This is a genomic window from Cellulomonas taurus (genome assembly GCF_012931845.1).
Taxonomy (GTDB): Bacteria; Actinomycetota; Actinomycetes; order Actinomycetales; family Cellulomonadaceae; genus Cellulomonas; species Cellulomonas taurus.
Genome location: NZ_CP051884.1, coordinates 169,848 through 194,089, shown reverse-complemented (window position 1 = coordinate 194,089; position 24,242 = coordinate 169,848). Strand labels below are relative to the sequence as shown.

Sequence of the window (24,242 nt, the reverse complement as noted above, 5' to 3'; positions counted from 1 at the left end):
CCCTGATCGGTATGACGGTCATCGACACCCGCGGAACCCTGCTCGCCGAGCTGATGGTGGACGGCGTGCTGCCCGCGAGCTGCCCGAGCCGGATCGTGCTGGACCACATCTCCAGCCGGTGGGGGGTGCTGGTCCTGGTCGCCCTCGCCGAGCGCGGTCAGCGCTGGGGCGAGCTGCGCCGCACCGTGGAGGGGATCAGCGAGAAGATGCTCGCCTCCACCCTGCGCACGCTGGAACAGGACGGGCTGGTGCACCGCGAGGCGCAGCCGACCATCCCGCCCCGGGTGGACTACTCGCTCACCCCGCTCGGCGAGGACCTGGCGACCGTGCTGCTGCCGCTGGTCGGCTGGGTGGCACGCAACGCTCGACACATCGTGGCCGAGTGACGCTACTCAGTCCCCCGGTGTCACCACTCAATGGCACCGGTGGCACCACTCAACTTCCGCTCGAACCATCGACCTGACCGACTGCGCGTCCCAACACTGGCCGAGGACTCGGCGCCCCCGCCGTGTCACACGGTGCGGAGGCGGACGGATGGACACACGGCAGAGCGCGACGACCCGGGTCACGCTGCCACCCGCCCATCGCGGCGTGGTCCCGGTGTCGGCGAAGCAGGCGGGCGCGTTGCACCGCGGCCTGCGCCAGCTCGACCAGTGGCAGCGGGCCAGCGCGCGGGACGGTGCCCCGGTGCCGATCGAACGGGAGTGCCACACCCAGTCGGCGCTGATGATGGTGGAGCCGATCGCCGCGTGCGGCGGGGAGATGTCCGAGGCCCTGGCGCACCTGCTGGCGGCGCTCGGCCTGGCCCGCCTGAGCTGAGCGCCCCGACCCGGAGCCGCCACAGCCCGCCGGTCTACCATCGACCCGCCCGGCCCCGGCGCACGACCGCCGGCGGCCCGCCCCCGACGTGAGGATCCACCGTGCGCCGTACGGCCGCCGCCATCATCGCCGCCACCCTGTTGCTCGCCGGTTGCTCCGGCGGCGGTGACGACCCCGCACCCACCAGCAGCGCCTCGTCCACGGCCTCCGCCGCCGACGCGCAGGCGGCGCTGGAGGAGATCACCGTGACCGGCGACCCCGGCACCGAGCCGGAGATCACCGCCGACTGGCCATTCGAGATCGGCGCCGACGCGGCGAAGGTGCTGGACGCGGGCGACGGCGCCGAGATCGCGGACGGTCAGCTGGTCAGCCTGCACCTGCGGGCAGTCAGCGGCACCGACGGCGCGGATCAGGGCGGCACCTACTCCGGCGACCCGCAGAGCTACTGGCTGAGCGACCAGTCCAGCAGCACGCTGCCCGAGGCGCTGCTGAACGCGGTGGTCGGCCAGCAGGTCGGCGTGCGGGTGCTCTACGCCGGGCCGCGCACGCTGGACTCCGGCGAGGCCAGCTCGCTGATCTGGGTGGTGGACGTGATGGCGACCCAGGACGTGCTCGACGCTCCCTCCGGCGAGGCGGTCGCTCCGGCCGAGGGGTTGCCCACCGTCACGCTGGCCGACGACGGCGAACCGTCGATCACCCCGACCGGTGGCGACGCCCCGACCGATCTGGTCGTGCAGCCGCTGATCACCGGCACCGGCCCCGAGGTCACCGCCACCGGCACCGTGGTCGCGAACTACTCCGGCTGGCTGTGGGACGGCACCTCCTTCGACTCCTCCTGGTCGCGCGGGGCGCCGAGCTCCTTCGGTCTGAACCAGGTGATCCCGGGCTGGACCCAGGGACTGGCGGGGCAGCCGGTCGGCAGCCAGGTGCTGCTGATCGTGCCGCCGGACCTGGGCTACGGCGACCAGGACAACGGTTCGATCCCCGCCGGGTCGACGCTGATCTTCGTGGTGGACATCCTCGCCGGGAGCTGAACGGCTGCGGGCGGGACCCGATCGCCGTAGCGTCGGGTGGGCGGGGCGCACAGCCCCGTCCACCCGCCCTCCGGGGCCCTGACGAGGGAGATCGAGTGAAGCTCCGCCACCTGCCGCTCCGCCTGGGAGCAGGCGCGTACATCCTCAGTTCCGGACTGGACAAGCTGTCCGCGGACGACGACGCCGCCGCGAGCTATCACGGCATGGCCGCGAACGCCTACCCCGTGTTCAAGAACGTGGACCCGAAGACCTTCACCACCGTGCTGGCCGGTTCCGAGGTCGCCCTCGGTGCCTCGCTGCTGGTGCCGGTGCTGCCCAAGACCGTGGTCGCCACCGGGTTCACCGCGTTCTCCGCCGCACTGGTCGGGCTGTACCTGCGCACCCCGGCGCTGCACCGCGGACCCGGCGACTACCGACCGAGCCCGGACGGCATCGGCATCGCCAAGGACGTGATCATGCTGGGCGCCGCCGCGAGCTTCCTGCTGGACGCCCTCGGGTCGAACGCCAAGAAGGCCGGCAAGAAGGCGTCGAAGAAGGCGTCGAAGGCCCTGCACCGCTGACGTGCGCTGGTCGGGCGGGGGATACGCTCGCTCCGCCCGACCAGACCCACGGAGGACCACCTATGCGCCAGCCCACCCGCTGGGAGCAGATCGGCCAGTCGAACCCCGACCGCTCGGCCTGGTACATCGAGCGCTTCCGGTCGATGGCCGCGCAGGGTGCCGACCTGGCCGGTGAGGCGCGGCTGATCGACGCGATGGTGCCCCGCGGGTCGCGGATCCTGGACGCCGGCTGCGGGCCGGGCCGGGTCGGCGGCGAACTGCTGCGCCGTGGGCACACGGTGGTCGGGGTCGATGTGGACCCGATGCTGATCCAGGCGGCCCAGGCGGACCACCCGGAGGGCGAGTGGCTGGTCGGCGATCTGGCCGAACTGCGGCTGGACGACCGCTTCGACATCGCGGTGATGGCCGGGAACGTGCTGACCTTCGTCGCCGAGGACACCGAGGTCGAGGTGCTGCGCCGGATCGGTGCGGTGCTGACCCCGGAGGGCCGACTGGTGATCGGGTTCGGCGCCGGACGCGGCTACGCCGTCGACCAGCTGACCGAGGACGCGCAGGCGGCCGGGCTGCGGATCGACAGCCGGTTCGCCACCTGGGATCTGCGCCCCTTCGGTCCGGAATCGGACTTCCTGGTCGCCGTCCTGTCCCGCCAGGCGTGAGGCGACCCGGCCACCGAGGGATCGGTGACCGGGCCGTGTCCTGCGTGCGTCAGTAGCTGAAGCGGGTCACCTGGGCGCTGAGCTGCTGGGACAGCGCCGCGAGACCGTGGATGCCCTCCCGTGCCTGGGTGATGCCGGAGGCGACCTCGTCGGTGGAGGAGGCCACGGCGGCGATGTGCGCCGCGATCCGCTCCGAACCGTTGGCGGCCTCGGTGATGCTGCGACCGGATTCGTTGGTGGTCGCGGTCTGCTCCTCGACGGCCGAGGCGATGGTGGTCTGGTAGTCGTTGATCGAGGCGACGATCTCCCCGATCTCCTTGATCGCGTCCGTGGCGCCCCGCGAATCGGCCTGGATGGCCTCGATGCGACGGCCGATCTCGTCGGTGGCCTGGGCCGTCTGCTGGGCCAGCTCCTTGACCTCACCGGCGACGACCGAGAAGCCGCGACCCGCCTCACCGGCACGCGCCGCCTCGATGGTGGCGTTCAGGGCCAGCAGGTTGGTCTGGTTCGCGATGGCGGTGATCAGCCGGACCACGTTGCCGATCTCGTCGGTGGACTCGGCCAGGCTCACCACGCTGGCGTCGGTGCGGTCGGCGGTGTGCACCGCGGTCTCCGCCACCTGGGCGGCGAGGGCGGCGTTGCGGGAGATCTCCCGGATCGCCGATTCCATCTCCTGCGACCCGGCGGCCACGGTGAACACGTTCGACGACACGTCCGCCGCCGCGTGGGTGACCTCGGCTGCCCGGTCGGAGGCGCGCTCGGACGCCTCGGCCACCGCGACGGCGACCGCCTCCAGCTCGGTGGCGGCACCGGCCAGCGTGGTGGTGGTGTGCGCGATCTCCCGCACCAGGGTGGACACGTTCCCGGCCGCCTCGTTCAGCGCGGTGCCCATCTGCCCGGTCTCGTCGGCGGAGTCCACCGCGACCCGGACGGTCAGGTCACCGTCGGCCAGTCGGCGCAGCGCGCCGCCCACCGCGTGCAGGCGACGGATGATGCCCTGCGCGACCAGCCAGGCCAGACCGGCACCGGCCAGGATGGACAGCCCGGTCACCGCGAGCGTGATCGTCCGGTTGCGGGCATCGGTGGCCGCCGCCCGATCGCGCAGGCTGTCGACCTCCGTCCCGGCCGCCTCGCGCAGGTCGTCCAGCGCACCGGAGACCACGAAGTACGCGTCCCAGCGCTCGCCGGACCAGATCGCGTCCCCGGCGTCCAGATCACCGGCCCGCCAGGCGGCGAAGACCTTCTGGTCGGCGTCCACGTAGGTCTGCCACGCCGCGGTGATGTCCGCGAGCGCCGCCTGCCCGTCCGGGGTGAGGTCGTCGGCGGCCAGGTCCAGCACATTGTCGGAGAAGGCGGTGATGCCCTCCTGGTAGCCCGCCATGTTGTCCCCGTCCTCGGCGGCGCCGACAGCACCACCGTCGACCCGGGAGGACCAGGCCATGATCGCCAGGTAGTCGGCGGCCCAGAGCATGCCGTAGCGACCCTTCTCCACCTGCGCCTGCACCTGCACCGCGTCGTCGACCCGGTGGCGCAGCTGCGACGTGCTCCGGGCGCCGCTCAGCGCGGTGGCGGCCACGATCACCAGCCCGAGCAGGAGCACCGCCACGATGGCGAGGATGCGCGTGCGCACACTGCGATCGTTGAACCAGTGACGGGGCAGTGCATCGGACATCGTGTCCTCCAGGGCGTGGGCAGGCGTCGAGGCCCTCATCGGTCACCCGCCCGGTGTGATGACGCAGATCAGGACGCCGAGCGGGTGAAATCCGCGGACCGGCCGAGGGTGGTCGCGCAGGCCAGGACCGCCCGGCGATCCCGAGCCGGTGTCCGTGGGCGGGCCTACGCTCGGAGGCATGGCTCGCTACCTGGACGTCCACCCGCACGACCCGCAGCCGCGTGCCCTGGCGCAGATCGTGTCCGCGCTCCGCGACGACGACGCGCTGATCGCCTACCCCACCGACTCCGGCTACGCGCTGGGTTGCCGGATCGGCTCGCCCACCGGACCGGACCGGATCAGGTCGCTGCGGCACCTGAACGACAAGCACCACTTCACCCTGCTGTGCAGCGACTTCGCCCAGCTCGGGCAGCTGGTGCACCTGGACAACGGACCGTTCCGCGCGATCAAGTCCGCGACGCCGGGGCCGTACACCTTCATCCTGCCCGCCACCAAAGAGGTGCCGCGGCGACTGGCGCACCCGAAGAAGAAGACGGTCGGCGTGCGGATCCCGGACAACCGGCTGGTGCAGGCGCTGCTGCGCGAACTCGGCGAGCCGCTGCTGTCCAGCACCCTGATCCTGCCGGGCGAGGACGCCCCGATGATCGACGGCTGGACGGTCAAGGAGGAGCTGGACCACCAGGTGGACATCGTGGTCGACACCGGCGAGTGCGGCACTGAGCCCACCACGGTCGTCGACTGGTCGGAGGGCTTCCCCGAGGTGGTGCGGGTCGGCGCCGGAGACCCGGACCGCTTCGCCTGAGACCGCCCGATGACGCCGCACAGGACGACCGACTGTGCCCGATGACCGCCTCATGACCGCCCGACCGGACGACGCCGACTACCCGGCCGACGTCGCACCCGTCGCCCTGGACCTGATCGAGCTGGACGACGCGGTCGCCGAGTGCCGGGCCTGCCCCCGCCTCGTCGCCTGGCGCGAGCAGGTCGCCACCGAGAAGCGGGCGGCGTTCCGGGACCAGACCTACTGGGGTCGACCGGCACCCGGCTTCGGTGACCCGACGGCCGGGATCATGATCGTCGGCCTGGCACCCGCTGCCCACGGCGCGAACCGCACCGGCCGGATGTTCACCGGCGACCGCTCGGGTGACTTCCTGTTCGCCGCGCTGCACGCCGCCGGGCTCGCCAACCAGCCGACGAGCACGCACATCGACGACGGGCTGCGGCTGACCGGGGTGCGGATCACCGCGCCGGTGCACTGCGCACCGCCGGACAACAAGCCGACCCCGGAGGAACGTCGACGCTGCGGACCGTGGCTGTCCCGGGAGCTGGAGCTGGTCCGGCCCCGGGTCGCGGTGGTGCTCGGCGGCTTCGGCTGGGACGCGCTGCTGCGCACCCTGGCGGAACAGGGCTGGGCGGTCCCCCGACCACGGCCGAGGTTCGGTCACGGCGCCGAGGTGACCCTGCAGCGCGGCGAGGCGTCCCTGACCCTGCTGGGCTGCTTCCACGTCAGCCAGCAGAACACCTTCACCGGGCGGCTCACCCCGGCGATGATCGGCGAGGTCCTCACCCGGGCGCGGGAGCTCGCGGCCTAGGGACAGCGACCGGACAGCGGCGGACCCGGCGCAGCGGGTGCCGCGCCGGGTCCGGGAGTCAAGAGGAGCGACCTTCTGCACTCCGTGCGGGATCGGGATCAGGGCAGCGGACGACCGCCGGTGACGCCGATCCGGTCGCCGGTGATGTAGCTCGACTCCTGCGAGGCGTAGAACACGTAGGCCGGAGCGAGCTCCGCGGGCTGGCCGGCCCGGCCGAGCGGGGTGTCGGCGCCGAACTTCTCGACCTTCTCCTCCGGCATCGTGGCCGGGATCAGCGGGGTCCAGATCGGCCCCGGGGCGACGGCGTTGACCCGGATGCCCTGCTCGGCGAGCTGCTGGGCCAGTCCCTTGGTGAAGTTCCAGATCCCGGCCTTGGTCACCGCGTAGTCGAGCAGCTGCGGGCTGGGCTCGAATGCCTGCACCGAGGTGGTGTTGATGATGCTCGCGCCCTCGTTCAGGTGCGGCACCGCGGCCTGGGTGATCCAGAACATCGCGTACAGGTTCGTGCGGAAGGTGCGGTCGATCTGCTCGGTGGTCATGTCCATCAGGCCGCCGTCCTGGGCCATCTGGAACGCGGCGTTGTTCACCAGGATGTCCAGGCCGCCGAACTCGGCGACCACGGCATCCGGCAGCGAACGGGCGTGCGACTCGTCGCGGATGTCGCCGGGCAGGGTCAGTGCGCGACGGCCGGCCTCGCGCACCCACCGGGCGGTCTCCTGGGCGTCCTCCTCTTCCTCCGGGAGGTAGGCGATCGCCACGTCGGCACCTTCCCGGGCGAAGGCGATGGCCACGGCTCGGCCGATGCCGGAGTCGCCGCCGGTGATCAGGGCACGCTTGCCGTCGAGTCGCCCGGAGCCGACATAGCTCTGTTCGCCGTGGTCCGGCTGCTGCGGCATGTCGTCGGTGAGACCGGGGTGCTCGATGGTCTCGGCCGGCTGCTCCGGGGTGGGATGTTGGGTGCGGGGGTCCTGGGGTGTGGTCTGGTCGCTCATACTCGTCCATCCTCCGGACCTGGGCGGGTCCCGCCACTGGTGACGCGAATCACCGGCGTCTGCACAGGCCAGACACACTCGTGCCACGGCGCACTCGCGATGTGCCGCCTAGGGTTGTCGCGGCGTGGGACCCGTGAGCCCGCGACGGACCTCGTGGAGGACAGATGGGCACGGACGGCGACTACGTCGAGATCTGGGGTGACCGGGTCTCCCTGCGCGACCTGGTGATCGGGTTGGTGGCCGTGGCGGTGCCCACGATCGGTGCGGTGCTGCTCGGCAGCGCCGTCGGCGGCGAGTCGTTGTTCTGGGGGCTGGGCGGTGCTGCCATCGGGTTCGCCATCGCCTGCCTGGTGATCACCCCGAAGCGGGATGTGCGGATCGTCGACGATCCCGGCACCGACTGATCCCCACCCATCCGTCGCCGTCACGGCACCGAACTCCTGGTGCCCCCTGAACCCGAGAGAGCCGCGTGGAACTGACCCTGCTGCTGCCGATGGTGCTCGCCTCGCTGGGCGCCGTCGTGCTGTACACCCTGATCGGCTTCGTGCCGGGCACCGACGAGACGTCGGTGCTGCTGCCGGTCACCCTGACGCTGGTCCTGGCCGGGGTGGAGCCGCAGGTGGTGCTGGCGTTCTTCATCGCCGCGGTCATCACGCTGAACCTGACCAACTCGATCCCGACCGCGCTGGTCGGCCTGCCCGGCGGTGTGCTGTCGGCGCCGATGATCGACCACGCCCTGACCCTGAAACGGGAGGGCCTGGCGGCGCAGACGATCCGGAAGATGGCGGCCGGGTCGGTGATCGGCACCCTGGTGTCCGTCCCCCTGGCGCTGCTGATCGCCGGTGCCATCGCGCCCTACGCCGACAGCCTGCGCCAGCACGGGTCACTGCTGTTCGTGATCGGCGCCGTGGTCCTGGCCCTGATCGGCAAGAACCGGTTCCTGTCGCTGCTGTCGATCGTGCCGCTGATCCTGCTGTTCCAGGGCGTGCAGTCGTTGTACCGGAGCATCGGGATCATCGAGCCGGACCAGACGATCACGGTCTCCTTCTTCCTGTCGATCACCGCGGGGCCGCTGCTGGTGTCGTTGTTCGAGGTGCTGAACCCCGCGCTGCGGGCGGCGATGCCCCGGTCCGGTCGCACGCCGGTCGTGATCACCCGGGAGGAGATGAAGGGGCAGTCGCTCAGCCCGCGCAAGCTGCTGACCCGGGCCGAGCTGGGCACCAGCGCCGGGGTCTCGGCGATCTCCACCCCGCTGTTCTTCCTCAGCCCGGTGGCGTTGACCCTGCTGCTCGGCGAGGCGGCCGGGTCCACGGCCAAGGGTCGCCACCAGCAGAGCCAGCGGTCGAGCCGGGCGATCACCGCGATGGCCGCGCTCGCGCACTCGACCTACCTGGCCGGGCTGATCATCCCGCTGCTGGCGATCGGCCTGCCGCTGTCACCGGTGGCGATCGGACCGGCGAACGCCCTGTTCAACGCCCCGCCGGTGTTCACCCTCGACCACAACCTGCACCACATCCTCAGCACCCCGCAGTTCGTCCTCGCGGTGCTGATCGGTGGGGTGATCAGCCTGGTGCTGTCCTACGTGCTGGCGGTCCGCTACTCCTTCCGGCTGACCGCCATCGTGACCCGCCGGGTCCCGCACGAGGCCGTGCTGGCGCTGTTCCTGGTGTTCGTGCTGCTGCTCGCGTTCCTGGACGCCGGGTGGATCAATGTCTTCGCCGTGCTGCTGGTCGGCCTGACCTGCGGCACCCTGAACCGGATGGGTGTCAGTTACGGGGTGCAGTTCATGTCGCTGTACGCCGGCCCGTGGCTGATCACCCAGCTGATGTGAGGAGCCGATGATCGAGAACCGCACCGGTACGGGGCACACCCGCGCCAAGGTGATCCTGACCGGGGAGCACGCCGTGGTCTACGGCGAGCCGGCCATCGCGCTGCCCCTCGCCAGCCTGCCCATGCGTGCCACCGCCCGGCACGAACCCGGTCCGCTGGCCATCGAGTCGGTGCTGTACTCCGGTCCGCTCGCCGACGCCCCGGAGGAGCTGTTCGCGCCCCGGGCCGCGATCGAGGCCACCCTGGACCACCTCGGGCTGCCGCACCGCGACCTCACCCTGAGCACCGAGTCCAGCATCCCGGCCGCCCGCGGTCTGGGGTCGTCGGCGGCGACCGCCGGTGCCCTGGCCCTGGCGCTGGCCGACCTGGCCGGTCGCACCCTGACCGCGCAGGAGCACTTCGACCTGGTGCAGGTCGGGGAACGGGTGGCGCACGGCAGCCCGTCCGGGTTGGACGCGCGGACCACCGCCTCCACGGTGCCGGTGTGGTTCCAGGGCGGGGCGATGCGGCCGCTGGACCTGCGGCTGAACGCGCACCTGGTGGTCGCCGACACCGGGGTGCACGGCCGGACCCGGGTCGCGGTCGCCGATGTGCGGTCGTTCCGGGAGCGGCACCCGGCCCGGGGCGCGCAGCTGATCACCGAGCTCGGGCAGATCACCCGGGCCACCGTGGAGGACCTGCGCCTCGACCGGCCGGTGCTGCTGGGCGAACGACTGACCCGCGCCCACCAGGCACTCTCCGAGCTGGGGGTGTCCTCGCCGGAGCTGGACAGGTTGCAGCGCACGGCCCTGGACGCCGGGGCGCTCGGCGCGAAGCTGACCGGTGGCGGCCAGGGCGGATGCCTGTTGGCCCTCGCCGCCGACGCCGACTCCGCTGGTAGCATCGCCGCTGCCCTGCGCCGCTCGGGCGCACCGCGCACGTGGTTGCATCGGCTGCACCGGATCGACGCGCGTCAGCCCTCCCCCACCCAGGTGCCCCTCGCATGACTGCTCCCGCGACCGCCGTCGCGCACGCCAACATCGCGCTCGCCAAGTACTGGGGCAAGCGCGACGAGACGCTCGCCCTGCCGGCCACCTCGTCGCTGTCCCTGACCCTGGACGCGTTCCGCAGCACCACCACCGTGGTGCCGGACGACCCGGAGGCGCAGGCCGCCGGTGCCGACATCGCCACCCTGGACGGGGCACCGATGACCGGGAACTCGCTGGACCGGGTGCGTCGCTTCCTGGACCTGGTGCGCGAGCAGGCGGGCGGCGGCGGGTTCGCCCGGGTCACCTCCACCTCCACCGTGCCGATCGGTGCCGGTCTCGCCTCCTCCGCCTCCGGCTTCGCCGCGCTGGCCGGTGCCGGTGCCCGCGCCTACGGCCTCGACCCGGACCCGCGGGGGCTGTCCCGACTGGCCCGGCGCGGCTCCGGTTCGGCCTGCCGCTCGGTGTTCGGCGGTCTGGTGGTCTGGCACGCGGGCGAGGACGACGCCAGCAGCTACGCCGAGCCGGTGCCCGGCGGCGAGCCCGGCGGCGCCCTGGACCCGGCGATGGCGGTGGTCGTGCTGAACCCCGGGATCAAGTCGGTGTCCAGCCGGGAGGCGATGCGCCGGACCGTGCAGACCTCGCCGTTCTTCGCCGGGTGGGTCGAGTCCACCGAACAGGACGTCACGCTGATGCTGGACCGGGTCGCCGCCGGTGACCTGGCCGGGCTGGGTGAGCTGGCCGAGTCGAACGCGCTGCGGATGCACGCCACGATGCTCGGCGCCCGGCCCCCGGTGCGGTACTGGACCGGCCAGACGGTCGCGGTGCTGGACGAGGTGGCGGCCCTGCGCGCCGCCGGTCTGCCCTGCTGGGCCACGATGGACGCCGGGCCGAACGTCAAGGTGCTGTGCGCCGCCGCCGACCTGGACCGGGTGGCGGCCGCACTGTCCAAGGGCCCGGACGGTGAGCTGGACCGCCTGGTGATCACCGCCCGGCCGGGTCCGGCGCTGAGCGTGGCGGGGGCGGTCGCATGATCGAGACCCACGCGCACGGCAAGCTGTTCGTCGCCGGGGAGTACGCGGTGGTGGAGGCCGGGTACCCGGCGATCCTGATCGGCGTCGACCGGGACATCACCGTCCGGCTGGCCCCGGCCGAGGACGCCGGGTCGATCACCTCCGACCAGTACGGCCGGTTGCCGATCGTCTGGCGGCGCAACGGCCACCGGGTGGTGCTCGACCACGACTCGCGGCCCTTCGACTACGTGCTGGCGGCCATCGCCGTGGTGGAGCGATTCGCCACCGAGCAGGGTCGCAGCCTGTCCTTCTACGACATCGAGATCAGCAGCCAGCTCGACGACGACTCCGGGCGGAAGTTCGGCCTCGGGTCCTCGGCGGCCGTCACCGCCGCCACCGTGCGTGCGCTGGACACCTTCTACCAGCTGCACCTGCCGACCTCGTCGCTGCTGAAGCTGGCGCTGCTGGCCACCATGCGGGTCAACCCGATGGGCTCCGGCGGCGACGTCGCGGCCAGCCTCTACGGCGGGTGGATCCGCTACGCCGCCCTGGACCGGGAATGGGTCCGGCTCCGCCTGGAGACCGGCACCCCGCTGACCGACCTGCTCGCCGCCGACTGGCCCGGCCTGTCGGTGCGCCGACTGCCCACCCCGCGGACGATGGACCTGGTGGTCGGCTGGACCGGGCAGCCCGCGTCCACCACCCGCCTGGTCGAGGCGATGCAGTCCCGCAAGGGCGCCGCCGAGTCGCACTACCCCGACTTCCTGGCCGAGTCCCGGGACTGCGTCGACGCCCTCGCCGACGCCATCGCCCACGACGACGCACCGGCCGCGAAGGTCCAGCTGCGCCGGGCGCGCGGGCTGCTCACCTCCCTGGCGGGCGCCGCCGGGGTCGATGTGGAGACGCCCGCGCTGCGCGCGCTGTGCGAGGGCGCCGAGACCGTCGGGGCCGCCGCGAAGTCCTCCGGCGCCGGTGGCGGTGACTGCGGGATCGTGCTGGTCGACCGGGGCAGCGACCTGGGTCCGATGATCCGGGCCTGGGAGTCCACCGGGGTGCGGCACCTGGACCTGCACGTGGCGGAGCCGACCCCGTGACCGGCGACTTCCCCACCACCTCGGGCGGGAGCGACACCGCACCGAACACCGGCCACACACCCGCCGAGCGCGATGCCGTGCGCAAGGCCGACCACGTGCGGCTGGCCTCCGAGCAGCACGCCGAGCCGCGCGGCCACGACTTCGACTTCGTGCGGCCGATGAACCACGCCCTCGCCGCGGGGAACCGGGCCGAGGTCGACCTCGCGGTGCACGGCCGCGTCCTGCACTGGGGCGTGCCGCTCTACATCAACGCGATGACCGGCGGCACCCAGCACACCGGGACCATCAACCGGGCCCTGGCCCGCGCCGCCCGGGAGACCGGTGTGCCGATCGCCAGCGGCTCCACCGGGATCCTGCACCGCGAACCGGCCGCGATCCCCTCCTTCCGGGTGCTGCGCGAGGCGAACCCGGACGGCTTCGTGCTGGCCAACATCAACCCGAACCTGTCCCCCGCCCAGGCCCGCCGCTCGGTGGAGATCCTGGAGGCCGACGCGCTGCAGGTGCACCTGAACCCGGCGCAGGAGATCGTCATGCCGGAGGGCGACCGCGACTTCACCCGCTGGTCGGACAACCTCGCGGCCATCGTCGAGGCGGTCGGCGTCCCGGTGATCGCCAAGGAGGTCGGCGCCGGGATGTCCCGCGGCACCGTCACCGCCCTGCGTGACCTCGGGGTGGCGGCGGTGGACGTCTCCGGCCGGGGCGGCACCGACTTCACCGCCATCGAGTCCGACCGGCGCACCGACGGCGGGATGGGCTACCTGGCGAACTGGGGCCAGTCGGCGCCCGAGGGCCTGCTGGACGCCGCCGACTGCGGGGTGGACCTGCTCGCCTCCGGTGGTGTGCGGCACCCGCTGGACGTGGTGCGGGCGCTGGCGCTCGGCGCCCTGGCGGTCGGGGTCGCGGGCGGCTTCCTGCGCACCCTGCTCACCGACGGCGAGGTCGCCCTGGTCACGAAGATCGAGACCTGGCTGCACCAGATCGGCGACATCATGACGCTGGTCGGCGCCCGGACCCCCGCGGAGCTGCGGCAGACCGATCTGCTGATCACCGGGCCGGTGCGGGAGTTCTGCGAGCTGCGCGGGATCGACGCCGGGGCCTACGCGCGGCGGTCGGGGCGGTAGCTGCGCGGCCTGCCGTCGATCGGTTCTACGCTCGGCCGGTGAACAGTGTGCGGCCGTTGCGGGCGGTGCCCCGCGACGATGTCTGGCTGACCTGTCCCCGGTGTGCTGGTCCCGCGCACCTCCTGCGGGGGGTGGTGAGGTGCACCCGATGCACCTGGACGCGCACCGGCGGCGCCCAGGGCCACTGGTGCGCGTGCTGTCGGCAGTGGGAAGGGGATCGACCGTCCCCGATCGGCCGTTTCTCCGCCCACGTGGTGCGGCGCTGCGCCACCTGCGGCCGACGCAGCACCGCGGTGTCCTGGCTGGTCGCCGGGCGTCATCCCGCGGCAGAGCCGTGTCCGTGCGGCGGGCGCCGTGAGGTCGAGACCGTCGAGCCGCTGATCGACGTCGCCGACGGGGTGGACGCGCCGTACGGACTGCCGTTCTGGCTGACCACCCCGTGCGCGGGCCACCAGCTGTGGGTGGCGAACCGCTCCCACCTCGACTACCTGCGGGACTTCCTGGGCACCCCGAACCGGCCGAACGGCGCCCGCCCGGCGGACCGGCAGCTCGGCCATCGCCTCCCGGGCTGGCTGCTGAGCGCCAAGAACCGCCCGGGCGTGCTGCACGGGCTGGAGGTGCTCGCTCGACGACTGGACACGCTCGCGGTCTGAGCAGGACGCAGCAGCCGCCACGCTCCCTCGGCGACGCGGTGTCCGGGGCCGGTCGAGGCAGCACACCATGGCGCCGACCCGGGGTGAACCATCGCCGCTACTGCGACCGCAGTAGCCGCCTACGCCGCTGAGCTGATTCCCGCGCCGCGAGGCGCCGGATGCGTGACGTCCCGGGCGGGGACGTGGATGCTGGACCACGCCGAGCACCGCACGGGGTGCCGGTGTTCGGTCCGACCACGACGACAGGGGGCAGATGGCGACCGCCGATCCCCTGGACGATGCGAACGCGCCGAGCGGGCAGCGGTCGACCGCCTGGTACCGGTGGATCCCGGGGCACCGGGCCGGTGGCGACTGGTGGGAAGGTCTGCTGGATCTCGCGCTGCTGATCGCGATCGTCGTGCGCGGCTGGTTGGTGGTCCGCGACGGCGCGGTGGCCGAGCTGGTGGTCCTGGCGGCGGTCACGGTGACGCTGGCGCTGCGCCATCGGCATCCGCAGCTGGCCACCGCCGTGGTCGGTGGCCTCACGGTGGTCGCCGCCGCGGTGGGGGCCGACCCGACGGTGTACGCCGTGCTCACCTGCGCGGCGCTGTTCAACGCGGCGATGTACGCGCGCCGGCGTTCGGTGCTGGTGCTGGCGGCGGGTGTGCTCGTCGTGCTGGCCCCCACGATGACCCGGGCGGGTGACGGGCAACCGCTGCCGGTGGCGCTCCTGACGGTGGGCACCTGGACGGCACTCGCCCTCGGTCTGGGCTCGGCCGTGTGGGCGAACCGCGACCACGTGCTGGCCCTGGAACACGAGGCTGCCGCGATCCGTGCGGCGCGGGCGAGCGAGACCGCCCGGCACATCACCGATGAACGCCTGCGGATCGCCCGCGACCTGCACGACGCGGTGGCGCACTCCATCGCCGCGATCAACATGCAGGCCGGTGCTGCCGAACGGCACCTGCGCGAGGACCCGGAGCGGGCCGAGGAATCGTTGCGGCAGGTGCGCGGGGCGAGTCGGGCGGTGCTGTCGGAGCTGCGGGACATCGTGGCGGTGCTCCGGTCGACCCAGCCCGCGGAGGACGACGACCTGGCGGGCCGGGCATCGGCGAGCGGCATCCCGGCGCTGCTGGCCGACGCGCGGTCGCGGGGCGATGTGGTCCGCGCCGACGTCGATCTGGAGCTGGACGGGGTGGACCCCGCGACCGGGGCCGCGCTCTACCGGGTGGTGCAGGAGGCGCTGACCAACGCCCATCGGCACGGCGACGGTGACGTGACGCTGACGATCCACGACGAGGGCGACGCGATCGTGCTGGTGGTGGTGAACCTGGTGGCGGTGCGGGCTGCTCGGCCGGTCGGCGGCTACGGGCTGGTGGGGATGCGCGAGCGGGTGGAGCAGACCGGTGGCCGCCTGGAGGTCGGCGCGGCGGCGGACGTCTTCACCCTGCGCGCGTGGCTGCCCCGGACCCGGCACCCGGCCGCACGGTCGGACGCGACGGACGCGACCCGATGACCCGGGTCCTGCTGGTCGACGACCAGGTGATGATGCGGACCGGTCTGCGCGCGATCCTGGACGGCGCGGGCGGGATCGAGGTGGTGGGCGAGGCGACCGACGGTGCCGAGGCGGTGCGGCTGGCGGTCGACCTGGTGCCGGACGTGGTGCTGATGGACCTGCGGATGCCCGGAATGCACGGGGTGGAGGCCACCCGTCGTCTGCGCGGCGACCCCCGGTTGACGAACACCCGCGTCCTGGTGCTGACCACCTTCGACGGCGACACCGAGACGGTGGCGGCGCTGCGGGCCGGAGCCTCGGGCTTCCTGGGCAAGGGCGCCGGACCGGAGGAGCTGGTCGCCGCGGTGCTGGACGTGGCGCAGGGGCGAGCAGCGTTGTCGGCGCACGCGCTGAGCGTCGTGGTGGAGGACGTCTCCCGGCGGCAGGCCCGGGAGACCCAGGACGAGGAACTCGCGCGCCGGATCGCGTCCTTGACCGCGCGGGAGCGCGATGTGGTGACCGCCGCCGCCCGGGGCGCCGACAACAAGGAGATCGCCGCGCGCATGGTGATCTCGCCCTTCACGGTCAAGACGCACCTGAACCGCGCGATGACCAAACTCGGTGCGCGCGACCGGGCGCAGGTCGTGGTGCTCGCGCACCGGGCCGGGCTGGCCTGACGCCTACTGCACCTGCGGTAGCCGGTGCGTGCCAGGGGACGACGCGGTGGGCGGGGCTGCCCGCACAGACTCGGGATGCGGGTGGCGCGGCGGAGGGCTGCGCCACCCGACCAGACCCCCCTACCCCCACGAGGTCCTTCGCATGGCAACGTTCCTGTACCGACTCGGGCTGCGGGCCGCCACCCGAGCGCGCGCCGTCATCGCCGCCTGGGTCGTCGCCCTGGTGCTCGCGGTCGGCGCCTATCTCGCGTTCAGCGGCCCGCTGGTCTCCTCCTTCGAGATCGCCGACACCCCGACCACCCAGGTGACCGAGGAGCTCCAGGACCGGTTCCCGGACGTCGGCGGTGGATCCGGCCAGCTGGTGTTCGCCTCGACGGACGGATCGGGCTTCGACGAGCGGGACGAGGCAGCGATCGGCGCCCTGGTCGAGGACGTGGCCGCCCTGGACGGCGTCGCCGGTGCCGTCGATCCGTTCGCCTCCGCCGAGACCATGGCACAGCAGCGACAGCAGCTCACCGACGGAGCGGCCCAGCTCACCGACGCACGCGGCGCGCTGGACGCCGCCCAGCAGCAGCTCGACGGCGCGCGGGCACAGGCCGAGGACGCGGGGCAGGCGGCGGCGCTCGCCGCACTGGACGCTCAACAGCAGGACCTGACGCAGGGCAGGGCCGCACTCGACGCCCAGGCGACCGCTCTCGCCGACGGCACCACGCTGCTCGACCTCGCCAACACCGTCACCCCGGTCTCCGACAGCCGCGAGGCCGCCATCGCGGCCGTTCAGTTCGACGACGACCCGGTCGACCCCGAGGTGCTGGACGCGGTGGCCGGTGTGATCGACGGGCACCCCATCGACGGGGTCCTGGTCGAGCGCGCCGGCGCCGCCGCCGAGCCGCCGCAGATGTCGGTGTTCGGTCCCGGTGAGGCGGTCGGGCTGCTGGTCGCCGCGATCACGCTGTTCGTCATGCTCGGCACGTTCATCGGTGCGGGCCTGCCGTTGGTCAACGCCCTGGTCGGCATCGGGATCGGGCTGACCGGGTCGCTCGCCCTGTCGGACGTGATCGAGATGAACACCGTCATCCCGGTGCTCGGACTGATGCTCGGCCTCGCGGTGGGGATCGACTACTCGCTGTTCATCCTGAACCGGCACCGCACCCAGCTGCGCGACGGCGTGCCGCTGCACGAGTCCATCGCCCGGGCGAACGGCACCTCCGGGAACGCCGTGATCTTCGCCGGGATCACGGTGGTCATCGCGCTGCTCGCGCTCAACGTCACCGGGGTGTCGTTCCTCGGCCTGATGGGCACCGTCGCCGCCGCCTGCGTCGTGATCGCGATGGCCGTGGCGGTCACCCTCACCCCGGCGCTGCTGAGTCTGGCCGGGTACCGGATCACCCCCGCCAGGGAGCGGCGCGGCCAGCGTCCGGCGCGGCGCAAGCCGCTGCCCACCACCCCGATGAGCACCCGCCGTGCCGTCATCACCCTGGTCGCCGGGCTGGGCGCGATGCTGGTCATGGCAGTGCCCGCGCTGGACATGCGGCTCGGGCTGCCCGACGGAGGCTCCGAACCCGTCGACTCGGACGCCTACCGGGCCTACTCGTTGGTCGAGGACGCGTTCGGCCCCGGTGCCACCAGCCCGCTGCTCGTGGTCGCCGACCTGGGTGCGCCGGTGTCCGAGGAGGATCTGGTGGCCACGCAGGCGCGGATCGGCAGCGCGATCGCCGACGTCGACCACGTCAGCGGGGTGGCACCGGCCGGTGTCTCCACCGACTCCCAGCTGCTCGCGTTCCAGGTGGTGCCGACCCGCGGGGCGAACACGGTGGAGACCGAGAGCCTGGTGCACGGCCTGCGCGACGGATCGGCGGGGCTGTCCGGGGTGACCCTCGGCGTGGCCGGGACCGCCAGCGCGAACATCGACATCAGCCAGAAGCTCGCCGACGTGCTCCCGCTCTACCTGGCGGTGGTGATCGGCCTGTCGCTGGTGATCCTGGTCGTCGTCTTCCGCTCGGTGCTGGTCCCGGTGACCGCCACCCTCGGCTTCCTGCTGTCGGTGCTGGCCACGTTCGGTGGTGTGACCGCGATCTTCCAGTGGGGGTGGCTGGCGGACCTGTTCTCCATCCACCATCCGGGTCCGGTGCTCAGCTTCATGCCGATCCTGCTGGTCGGGATCCTGTTCGGCCTGGCGATGGACTACCAGCTGTTCCTGGTGACCGGCATGCGCGAGGCCTACGCCCACGGGGTGCCCGCCCGGCTCGCCGTCCAGCACGGGCTGCGGCACGGCCGGGTCGTGGTCACCGCGGCCGCGATCATCATGATCTCGGTCTTCGGCGGCTTCGTCTTCGCGCATTCGGTGATGATCCAGACCATCGGCTTCGGCCTGGCCTTCGGGGTGCTGGTCGACGCGTTCCTGGTGCGGATGCTGCTGATCCCGGCGGTGATGCACCTGCTCGGCCGGCACGCGTGGTGGCTGCCGCGCTGGCTGCACCGGATCGTGCCGGACGTCGACGTGGAAGGCGCCCAGCTCGCACGCGAACCCGCGCTGGTGGGCTGAGCGCCGCCACGCCGGGCGGCACGGGTCAGCCAGCGGCATCGGTCTGCTGCTCCGGGCACGTGCCGCCCGGCTCGGTGGCCAGCTCGAAGTGCCACATCTCGTTCGTGTAGGTCTGGCACAGGCCGTAGTCCGGGCCGTGCTGCATCATCCAGCTGGCCGCGTCGGTGTAGCCGATGTCCACGGCCTTCCCGCTGACGTGGCTGGACTCCTCCGGCGACTTCACCCAGCGCGCCGCCTCCTCGCTGCTGCCGTACTTCTGCACGGCGTCGTCGACGAGCGACTGCTGGAACCGAGCGCTGCGCCAGCCGGAGGTCACCACCATCTCCACCCCGTCCGACTTCGCCTCGGTGGCGGCGGCCTGGGTGGCGGCGAGCAGGGCGGGATCCAGACGGGCGATCGCCGGGAGATCCACGTCGAAGGGCGACACCGGATCACCGTCGGGGAGCCGACCGTCCTCGATGGACAGTTCGGCGGTCACCGGGGACGGATCGGAGTCCGACGAGGCGCGCAGGCCGGGGGCGGCCTCGGTGGCGGCGCAGGCGGTGAGGCCCAGGACGACGGTGGCGGTGAGGGCGAGGGTGGCGAGGGTGGCGCGGAGGTTCATGCCGCCCAGACCACACGAGCGGGTGTTGCGGGAGTATGCGGCGTCCGCCGAACAATTCCGCAACATCCCGCTGCCTAGACTCGCCCCGTCCGAGGTGGAGGAGACGACGATGCGCGTGCTGGTGGTCGAGGACGAGCTGTTCCTCGCCGAAGCGCTGCAGGCGGGGTTGCAGCACGAGTCGATCGCTGCCGACATCGCCCTGGACGGCGACGAGGCCCTGGAGCGGGTGGCGGTCAACGACTACGACGTCGTGGTGCTGGACCGGGACCTGCCCGGCACCCACGGCGACCAGGTCTGCGCCGTGATCGCCCGGGAGCACCCGGGGGTGCGGGTGCTGATGCTGACAGCGGCGGCCCGGTTGCAGGACAAGATCGGCGGCTTCGAGCTCGGCGCCGACGACTACCTGACCAAGCCCTTCGCGGTCGAGGAGCTGATCGTCCGGCTGCACGCCCTGGCCCGTCGACCGGCCACCGCCCTGCCCCCGGTGCTGGAGGTCGCCGACCTGCGGCTGGATCCGTTCCGGCAGGAGGCCTACCGGGCCGGGCGCTATCTGCGCCTGACCCGCAAGCAGTTCGCGGTGCTGCGTCTGCTGATGCAGGCCCGGGGTGGGGTGGTCAGCGCCGAGACCCTGCTGGAGAAGGCCTGGGACGAGCACGCCGACCCGCTGACCAGCGCGCCACGGGTGACGATCTCCACCCTGCGCAAGGCACTCGGCTCCCCGGACCTGATCACCACGGTGCCGGGGGTCGGCTACCGGATCACCGAGCCGACTGCGTGACCCCGGATCGCGCACCCGGGGTGCGGGTCAGCGCCCGCCTGCGACTGGCGTTGAGCTACGCGCTGTTCCTGGTCGCCGCCGGGGCGGTGCTGCTGTTCGCCGTCTACGTGGTGCTGCGCTACGTGCCGGACTACCCGTTGACCGCCGCGAACCCCCGGGACAGCGGCACCAGCTATGCCGCCTCCCGGGAGGAGATCCTCGGGGCGGTCGTCGGCGTGTCGGCCGCGGTGCTGATCGGGTTGGCGATCATCGGGGTGGTCGGCGGCTGGTTCCTGGCCGGGTGGGTGCTCAAGCCGCTGCGCCGGATCAACGAGGCGGTGCTGATCGCCGCCACCGGGGACCGCACACACCGGATCCGACTCGGTGGCCGCAACGACGAGTTCCGTCAGCTCGCCGACAGCGTCGACCACATGCTCGACCAGCTGCACAGCACCCTGGACGTGCACGAACGCTTCGCCGCGAACGCCTCCCACGAACTGCGCACGCCGCTGGCCGTCACCGCGACCATGCTGGACGTCGCCGCCCGCCACCCCGACCGGCAGGACTACCCGACCCTGCTGTCCCGGCTCCGCCAGACCAACGACCGCGCGGTCGGCCTCACCGAGTCCCTGCTCCGGCTCGCCGACGCCGCCGCTGTCGAGGCGGCCGCCCGGCCGGTCGCCCTGGACGACATCCTGCGGACCTGCCTGACGGAGAACGCCGCCGAGGCCGCACGCCGCTCGATCACCGTGACCGCCCAGCTCGCGCCGACCACGGCGCTCGGCGACCCGGCGCTGCTGGCCCAGCTCGCCACCAACCTGGTGCAGAACGCTGTCCGGCACGGCGGCAGCCCGGGTGACGCGTGGATCAGCACCACGCAGCGGGTGGGCAGCGCGCTCCTGAGGATCGAGAACACCGGCACGCCGATCGCCCCCGACACCGCGGCCCGGTTGGTCGAACCCTTCCTGCGCGGGGCCGGACGGGTCGCCGGGGACCGTGGCTACGGTCTCGGCCTCGCCCTGGTGCAGCGGATCACCCAGACCCACGGCGGGACGCTGGACGTGGCCGCGCGGGCCGGTGGCGGGTTGGTGGTCACGGTCGCGCTGCCGACCGGCTGAGCGCTGCCGCCGCGATCTGGCGCACGGACCGGGCAGCACGCCGTCATACCCCCGGTCCGACCACGGGTGGATGCCCACCGCCGCGGCCCGGCAGCACACTCGCACCGTGTTCCACCAGGTCCCGGTGCTCCCGGTCGTCGCCCCGCTCGCCCTCGTCGCCCTCGCCGTGCTGCTGTGGCGGCTGCACCGTCGGGCCGCCCTCACGCTGCCCCGGGCCGCCCTGGCGACCGCGCTCTGCGTCTACGGTGCCGGGATCGTGGCGAACACGATCTTCCCGATCTTCCTGGACAAGCCGTCCTCCGACGCACCCTGGTCCGCGCACCTGGCCCTGGTGCCGATCGCCGGGTACGAGGTCGACGACGCGCTGATGAACATCGCGGTCTTCATCCCGCTGGGCATCATGCTGCCGCTGCTCACCGGCCGGCTCTCCTGGTGGCGCACGGTGCTGATCGCCACCGCGGTCAGCCTGGGCATCGAGGTCACCCAGTACGTCACCGCGCACCTGCTCGGCGGCGGGCACCTGGCCGACATCAATGACTTCCTGTTCAACGTGCTGGGCGGGGCGCTCGGCTACGCGGTGCTGGCGGGTCTGACCCGGGTGCCGTGGCTGGCCGGCCTGGTGCGGCGGTTCAGCTTCCGGTCGGAGGCGCTCGATCGACCGGCGTCGCCCGTCGCACCCGGCTCCCCGGTCCTGACGTCGCCATCCCCGTCACCTCGCTGATCCGGGCGAATTCTGTGGATCGGCTCAGCACCGGTGGCCCGCCTCCGATGGGGAACCCGATGAGCGGGCAGACAGCGGGACGATCCGAGCGGTGGGACAGCCGACCGGACCCGATGGCGTCCGCCGCGCAGCTGAACGACCCGGTCCTGAGCGGCACCTGCCTGGCCTTGGCCGAGGTGGAGCCGGACGGCTGGAGCGTGCTGCACGACCTGCACCGACCCGGCTCGGCCTGGGCGGACATCGAGCGGATCGTGGTCGGCCCGGGCGGCATCCTGGTGGTGCAGACCCTGCCCGGCCACGGCGAGGTGACCGTCGCCGACGGGACACTGCGGGTGCGCGGCTACGCCCGGACCCCGGACGTGACGGCCCTGGCGGATGCCGCCGGGGCGGTGACGGCCCTGCTGGCCCCCGAACACCGCCGGCTGGTGCGATCGGTGCTGGTGCTCTCCGGCCAGCGTCTGGCACCGACCCCGGTGCGCGGCGGTGCGGTCGCGGTGGGCGAACGCCAGCTGGCGGCCTATGTGCGCGGCATGGCCCCGGCGCTGCCGCTGGCCGAGCTGCCGCTCGTCGTCGACTATCTGACGGCCGAACTGGGTGACGACACCAGTCCCGAGCAGCTCACCGTGGACGACGTCCTGGCCAAGACCCCGCCATCGGCGGAACCGAGCGTCGCGCACGCACTGCTGCTGGCCCAGGCATGGGAGGCGAGCGACGCAGCACCGCCGACACCCGCACCACCACGGCTCAGCGACCGGCTACTGCGCTGGGGCACCCTCGGCCTGGTGGTGGCGACCGTGGTCAACGTGGTGCTGGCACTGCTCGGCACCTGAGCGGAACACACCAGCACCCGAGCGTGTTGGGCGGTCGTGAGCCTCCTTCTGAGCCCCCTGACCCTGCGCGGCACCACCTTCCGGAACCGGGTCTGGCTGGCACCGATGTGCCAGTACTCCGCCGCCGACGACGGTCTGCCCACCGACTGGCACCTGGCGCACCTGGGTGCGCGTGCTGTCGGTGGCTTCGGCCTGGTGCTGACCGAGGCGGCGGCCGTGGTGCCGGAGGGTCGGATCAGCCCCCAGGACGTCGGGATCTGGAACGACGAACAGGTCACCGCCTGGCGCCGGATCACCGACTTCATCCGGGCTCGCGGCGCGCACTCCGGCATCCAGCTGGCGCACGCCGGTCGCAAGGCATCGACCTACCGACCGTTCGGCGAGGGTCGTGGCTCCGTCCCGACCACCGACGGCGGTTGGACCGCGGTCGGCCCGACCGGGGACGCCTTCCCGGGCTACGCGGCGCCGCACGAGCTGACCGAGGCGGAGATCCTCGCGGTGCCCGGCCAGTTCGCCGACGCCACGCGCCGGGCACTGGCCGCCGGATTCGACGTGGTCGAGGTGCACGCAGCGCACGGTTACCTGCTGCACCAGTTCCTGTCCCCGCTGTCCAACACCCGCACCGACCGCTGGGGTGGCGACCTCGCCGGTCGGGCGCAGCTGCTGCTGGACACCGTGGACGCGGTGCGCGCCGTGCTCCCGGAGCAGGACCCGCTGCTGGTCCGGGTCTCGGCCACCGACTGGACCGACGGTGGTCTGACCGGCGATGACACCGCGACCGTGGCCGGATGGCTGCGCGAGCACGGGGTCGACCTGGTCGACGTCTCCACCGGCGGCAACGTGCTGGCCGACATCCCGGTGGGACCGGGCTACCAGGTGCCCTTCGCCCGCCAGGTCCGCGACACCGGGATCGCCGCCGGTGCGGTCGGCATGATCACCACCCCGCACCAGGCCGAGAAGGTGCTCACCGGCGGCGACGCCGACGTGGTGCTGCTCGGGCGCCCGGCGCTCTTCGACCCCTCGTGGCCGCTGCGTGCAGCCCGCGAACTGGGCGACGACACCCCGGTCCTGGCACACGAGCCGGGGTCGCCGGACGCGCGGATCGTCGAGGGTCAGCCCACCGGCTGGGTCCCGCAGTACGGGCGCGGCAGCTGGGGCTGACCCGGAACACGCCACCCCGCGCCCGAAGTCGGCACTCCGCGCCCGAAGTCGGCAGTTCGCACCCGAGATCGGCACTCCGCGCCCGAAGTCGGCAGTCCGCACCCGAGGTCGGCACTCCGCCAGGCCGTGATAGGCCGAAACTGCCGACCAGGGGCCGAGGGTGGGCACTCCGCGCCCGAGATCGGCACTCCGTGCCCGAAGTCGGCACTCCGCCAGGCCCTGAGCGGCCGAAACTGCCGACCAGGGGCCGGGGGTGGGCACTCCGCGCCCGAGATCGGCACTCCGCGCCCGAAGTCGGCACTCCGCGCCCGAAGTCGGCAGTCCGCACCCGAAGTCGGTAGTTCGCCAGGCCCT

Annotated in this window: 25 protein-coding genes; 22 read left to right on the top strand and 3 right to left on the bottom strand. The window is 72.9% G+C overall.

The annotated features are described in order from the left end of the window. Nucleotides 1–11 precede the first annotated feature (11 nt). From HGK68_RS00830 to HGK68_RS00810, 5 genes are all read left to right on the top strand, one after another. Nucleotides 12–386, top strand: a complete 375-nt coding sequence (locus tag HGK68_RS00830; RefSeq protein ID WP_206155778.1) for a winged helix-turn-helix transcriptional regulator — start codon at nucleotides 12–14, stop codon at nucleotides 384–386. Between the two features lie 148 nt (nucleotides 387–534). Further along, nucleotides 535–819 (top strand): hypothetical protein, encoded by a 285-nt coding sequence (locus tag HGK68_RS00825; protein WP_169164257.1) that lies wholly within the window; start codon nucleotides 535–537, stop codon nucleotides 817–819. 101 nt (nucleotides 820–920) lie between these two features. Next, on the top strand, nucleotides 921–1,853 hold the full coding sequence (locus HGK68_RS00820) for an FKBP-type peptidyl-prolyl cis-trans isomerase (RefSeq protein WP_169164256.1): 933 nt from the start codon (nucleotides 921–923) through the stop codon (nucleotides 1,851–1,853). A 95-nt stretch (nucleotides 1,854–1,948) separates the two neighbouring features. After that, entirely contained in the window at nucleotides 1,949–2,413 is a 465-nt protein-coding gene (locus tag HGK68_RS00815; protein ID WP_169164255.1) for a hypothetical protein, read from the top strand. A 62-nt stretch (nucleotides 2,414–2,475) separates the two neighbouring features. Further along, on the top strand, nucleotides 2,476–3,069 hold the full coding sequence (locus HGK68_RS00810) for a class I SAM-dependent methyltransferase (RefSeq protein ID WP_169164254.1): 594 nt from the start codon (nucleotides 2,476–2,478) through the stop codon (nucleotides 3,067–3,069). A gap of 49 nt (nucleotides 3,070–3,118) precedes the next feature. Here HGK68_RS00810 and HGK68_RS00805 read toward each other — a convergent pair whose 3' ends face one another. Continuing rightward, complete coding sequence (locus HGK68_RS00805) at nucleotides 3,119–4,699, bottom strand: methyl-accepting chemotaxis protein (protein ID WP_169164253.1); 1,581 nt, start codon at nucleotides 4,697–4,699, stop codon at nucleotides 3,119–3,121. A gap of 220 nt (nucleotides 4,700–4,919) precedes the next feature. Between HGK68_RS00805 and HGK68_RS00800 the strand changes: the two genes are divergently transcribed. Beyond that, nucleotides 4,920–5,543, top strand: coding sequence for an L-threonylcarbamoyladenylate synthase (locus HGK68_RS00800; RefSeq protein ID WP_169164252.1), 624 nt, complete (start codon nucleotides 4,920–4,922; stop codon nucleotides 5,541–5,543). Nucleotides 5,544–5,595: 52 nt separating this feature from the next. Next, nucleotides 5,596–6,333: a uracil-DNA glycosylase gene (locus HGK68_RS00795; protein WP_169164251.1), complete on the top strand. Its 738-nt coding sequence runs from the start codon at nucleotides 5,596–5,598 to the stop codon at nucleotides 6,331–6,333. A gap of 98 nt (nucleotides 6,334–6,431) precedes the next feature. Here HGK68_RS00795 and HGK68_RS00790 read toward each other — a convergent pair whose 3' ends face one another. Then, on the bottom strand, nucleotides 6,432–7,325 hold the full coding sequence (locus tag HGK68_RS00790; RefSeq protein WP_169164250.1) for an SDR family oxidoreductase: 894 nt from the start codon (nucleotides 7,323–7,325) through the stop codon (nucleotides 6,432–6,434). Nucleotides 7,326–7,489: 164 nt separating this feature from the next. On the opposite strand from HGK68_RS00790, the gene HGK68_RS00785 reads away from it, so the two are divergent. The 10 genes from HGK68_RS00785 (at nucleotide 7,490) to HGK68_RS00740 (ending at nucleotide 18,697) form a co-directional block, all read left to right on the top strand. Next, nucleotides 7,490–7,729, top strand: a complete 240-nt coding sequence (locus HGK68_RS00785) for a hypothetical protein (protein ID WP_169164249.1) — start codon at nucleotides 7,490–7,492, stop codon at nucleotides 7,727–7,729. A 65-nt stretch (nucleotides 7,730–7,794) separates the two neighbouring features. Further along, nucleotides 7,795–9,156, top strand: coding sequence for a tripartite tricarboxylate transporter permease (locus HGK68_RS00780; protein WP_169164248.1), 1,362 nt, complete (start codon nucleotides 7,795–7,797; stop codon nucleotides 9,154–9,156). A 7-nt stretch (nucleotides 9,157–9,163) separates the two neighbouring features. Next, complete coding sequence (mvk, locus tag HGK68_RS00775) at nucleotides 9,164–10,141, top strand: mevalonate kinase (protein ID WP_169164247.1); 978 nt, start codon at nucleotides 9,164–9,166, stop codon at nucleotides 10,139–10,141. Next, complete coding sequence (gene mvaD / locus HGK68_RS00770; protein WP_169164246.1) at nucleotides 10,138–11,154, top strand: diphosphomevalonate decarboxylase; 1,017 nt, start codon at nucleotides 10,138–10,140, stop codon at nucleotides 11,152–11,154. Before mvk ends, mvaD begins: the two co-directional genes overlap by 4 nt. Continuing rightward, nucleotides 11,151–12,227 carry a phosphomevalonate kinase gene (locus HGK68_RS00765; protein ID WP_169164245.1) on the top strand — a complete coding sequence of 359 codons (1,077 nt, stop codon included), beginning with the start codon at nucleotides 11,151–11,153 and terminating at the stop codon, nucleotides 12,225–12,227. Before mvaD ends, HGK68_RS00765 begins: the two co-directional genes overlap by 4 nt. Beyond that, entirely contained in the window at nucleotides 12,224–13,348 is a 1,125-nt protein-coding gene (fni, locus tag HGK68_RS00760; RefSeq protein ID WP_206155777.1) for a type 2 isopentenyl-diphosphate Delta-isomerase, read from the top strand. The genes HGK68_RS00765 and fni overlap by 4 nt, the downstream gene beginning before the upstream one ends. 293 nt (nucleotides 13,349–13,641) lie before the next feature. Beyond that, nucleotides 13,642–14,001 carry a hypothetical protein gene (locus tag HGK68_RS00755; protein WP_169164244.1) on the top strand — a complete coding sequence of 120 codons (360 nt, stop codon included), beginning with the start codon at nucleotides 13,642–13,644 and terminating at the stop codon, nucleotides 13,999–14,001. A gap of 253 nt (nucleotides 14,002–14,254) precedes the next feature. Continuing rightward, complete coding sequence (locus HGK68_RS00750) at nucleotides 14,255–15,496, top strand: sensor histidine kinase (RefSeq protein WP_169164243.1); 1,242 nt, start codon at nucleotides 14,255–14,257, stop codon at nucleotides 15,494–15,496. Further along, nucleotides 15,493–16,152, top strand: coding sequence for a response regulator (locus tag HGK68_RS00745; RefSeq protein ID WP_169164242.1), 660 nt, complete (start codon nucleotides 15,493–15,495; stop codon nucleotides 16,150–16,152). Before HGK68_RS00750 ends, HGK68_RS00745 begins: the two co-directional genes overlap by 4 nt. 142 nt (nucleotides 16,153–16,294) lie before the next feature. Then, a complete protein-coding gene (locus HGK68_RS00740) occupies nucleotides 16,295–18,697 on the top strand; it encodes an MMPL family transporter (RefSeq protein WP_169164241.1) in 2,403 nt (800 codons plus the stop codon). A gap of 25 nt (nucleotides 18,698–18,722) precedes the next feature. Here the strand turns inward: HGK68_RS00740 and HGK68_RS00735 are convergent, their stop codons facing one another. Beyond that, on the bottom strand, nucleotides 18,723–19,301 hold the full coding sequence (locus HGK68_RS00735) for a M15 family metallopeptidase (protein WP_169164240.1): 579 nt from the start codon (nucleotides 19,299–19,301) through the stop codon (nucleotides 18,723–18,725). A 109-nt stretch (nucleotides 19,302–19,410) separates the two neighbouring features. On the opposite strand from HGK68_RS00735, the gene HGK68_RS00730 reads away from it, so the two are divergent. The 5 genes from HGK68_RS00730 (at nucleotide 19,411) to HGK68_RS00710 (ending at nucleotide 23,888) form a co-directional block, all read left to right on the top strand. Next, nucleotides 19,411–20,079: a response regulator transcription factor gene (locus tag HGK68_RS00730; RefSeq protein WP_169166855.1), complete on the top strand. Its 669-nt coding sequence runs from the start codon at nucleotides 19,411–19,413 to the stop codon at nucleotides 20,077–20,079. Next, the gene (locus HGK68_RS00725; protein ID WP_169164239.1) at nucleotides 20,076–21,176 is read left to right on the top strand and encodes a sensor histidine kinase; all 1,101 of its coding nucleotides are present in this window, start codon (nucleotides 20,076–20,078) and stop codon (nucleotides 21,174–21,176) included. The genes HGK68_RS00730 and HGK68_RS00725 overlap by 4 nt, the downstream gene beginning before the upstream one ends. 70 nt (nucleotides 21,177–21,246) lie before the next feature. Continuing rightward, the gene (locus HGK68_RS00720; RefSeq protein ID WP_246260468.1) at nucleotides 21,247–21,897 is read left to right on the top strand and encodes a VanZ family protein; all 651 of its coding nucleotides are present in this window, start codon (nucleotides 21,247–21,249) and stop codon (nucleotides 21,895–21,897) included. Nucleotides 21,898–21,956: 59 nt separating this feature from the next. Beyond that, complete coding sequence (locus HGK68_RS00715; protein ID WP_169164238.1) at nucleotides 21,957–22,727, top strand: nuclease-related domain-containing protein; 771 nt, start codon at nucleotides 21,957–21,959, stop codon at nucleotides 22,725–22,727. A gap of 36 nt (nucleotides 22,728–22,763) precedes the next feature. After that, complete coding sequence (locus tag HGK68_RS00710; protein WP_169164237.1) at nucleotides 22,764–23,888, top strand: NADH:flavin oxidoreductase/NADH oxidase; 1,125 nt, start codon at nucleotides 22,764–22,766, stop codon at nucleotides 23,886–23,888. Nucleotides 23,889–24,242 lie beyond the last annotated feature (354 nt).

Bases quoted from the DNA above. Each gene is read 5' to 3' on its own strand.
- HGK68_RS00830 (WP_206155778.1), top strand. From the start codon at position 12: ATGACGGTCATCGACACCCGCGGAACCCTGCTCGCCGAGCTGATGGTG.
- HGK68_RS00825 (WP_169164257.1), top strand. From the start codon at position 535: ATGGACACACGGCAGAGCGCGACGACCCGGGTCACGCTGCCACCCGCC.
- HGK68_RS00810 (WP_169164254.1), top strand. From the start codon at position 2,476: ATGCGCCAGCCCACCCGCTGGGAGCAGATCGGCCAGTCGAACCCCGAC.
- HGK68_RS00800 (WP_169164252.1), top strand. From the start codon at position 4,920: ATGGCTCGCTACCTGGACGTCCACCCGCACGACCCGCAGCCGCGTGCC.
- HGK68_RS00795 (WP_169164251.1), top strand. From the start codon at position 5,596: ATGACCGCCCGACCGGACGACGCCGACTACCCGGCCGACGTCGCACCC.
- HGK68_RS00790 (WP_169164250.1), bottom strand. From the start codon at position 7,325: ATGAGCGACCAGACCACACCCCAGGACCCCCGCACCCAACATCCCACC.
- HGK68_RS00785 (WP_169164249.1), top strand. From the start codon at position 7,490: ATGGGCACGGACGGCGACTACGTCGAGATCTGGGGTGACCGGGTCTCC.
- mvk (WP_169164247.1), top strand. From the start codon at position 9,164: ATGATCGAGAACCGCACCGGTACGGGGCACACCCGCGCCAAGGTGATC.
- mvaD (WP_169164246.1), top strand. From the start codon at position 10,138: ATGACTGCTCCCGCGACCGCCGTCGCGCACGCCAACATCGCGCTCGCC.
- HGK68_RS00765 (WP_169164245.1), top strand. From the start codon at position 11,151: ATGATCGAGACCCACGCGCACGGCAAGCTGTTCGTCGCCGGGGAGTAC.
- HGK68_RS00750 (WP_169164243.1), top strand. From the start codon at position 14,255: ATGGCGACCGCCGATCCCCTGGACGATGCGAACGCGCCGAGCGGGCAG.
- HGK68_RS00745 (WP_169164242.1), top strand. From the start codon at position 15,493: ATGACCCGGGTCCTGCTGGTCGACGACCAGGTGATGATGCGGACCGGT.
- HGK68_RS00740 (WP_169164241.1), top strand. From the start codon at position 16,295: ATGGCAACGTTCCTGTACCGACTCGGGCTGCGGGCCGCCACCCGAGCG.
- HGK68_RS00735 (WP_169164240.1), bottom strand. From the start codon at position 19,301: ATGAACCTCCGCGCCACCCTCGCCACCCTCGCCCTCACCGCCACCGTC.
- HGK68_RS00730 (WP_169166855.1), top strand. From the start codon at position 19,411: ATGCGCGTGCTGGTGGTCGAGGACGAGCTGTTCCTCGCCGAAGCGCTG.
- HGK68_RS00720 (WP_246260468.1), top strand. From the start codon at position 21,247: ATGCCCACCGCCGCGGCCCGGCAGCACACTCGCACCGTGTTCCACCAG.
- HGK68_RS00715 (WP_169164238.1), top strand. From the start codon at position 21,957: ATGAGCGGGCAGACAGCGGGACGATCCGAGCGGTGGGACAGCCGACCG.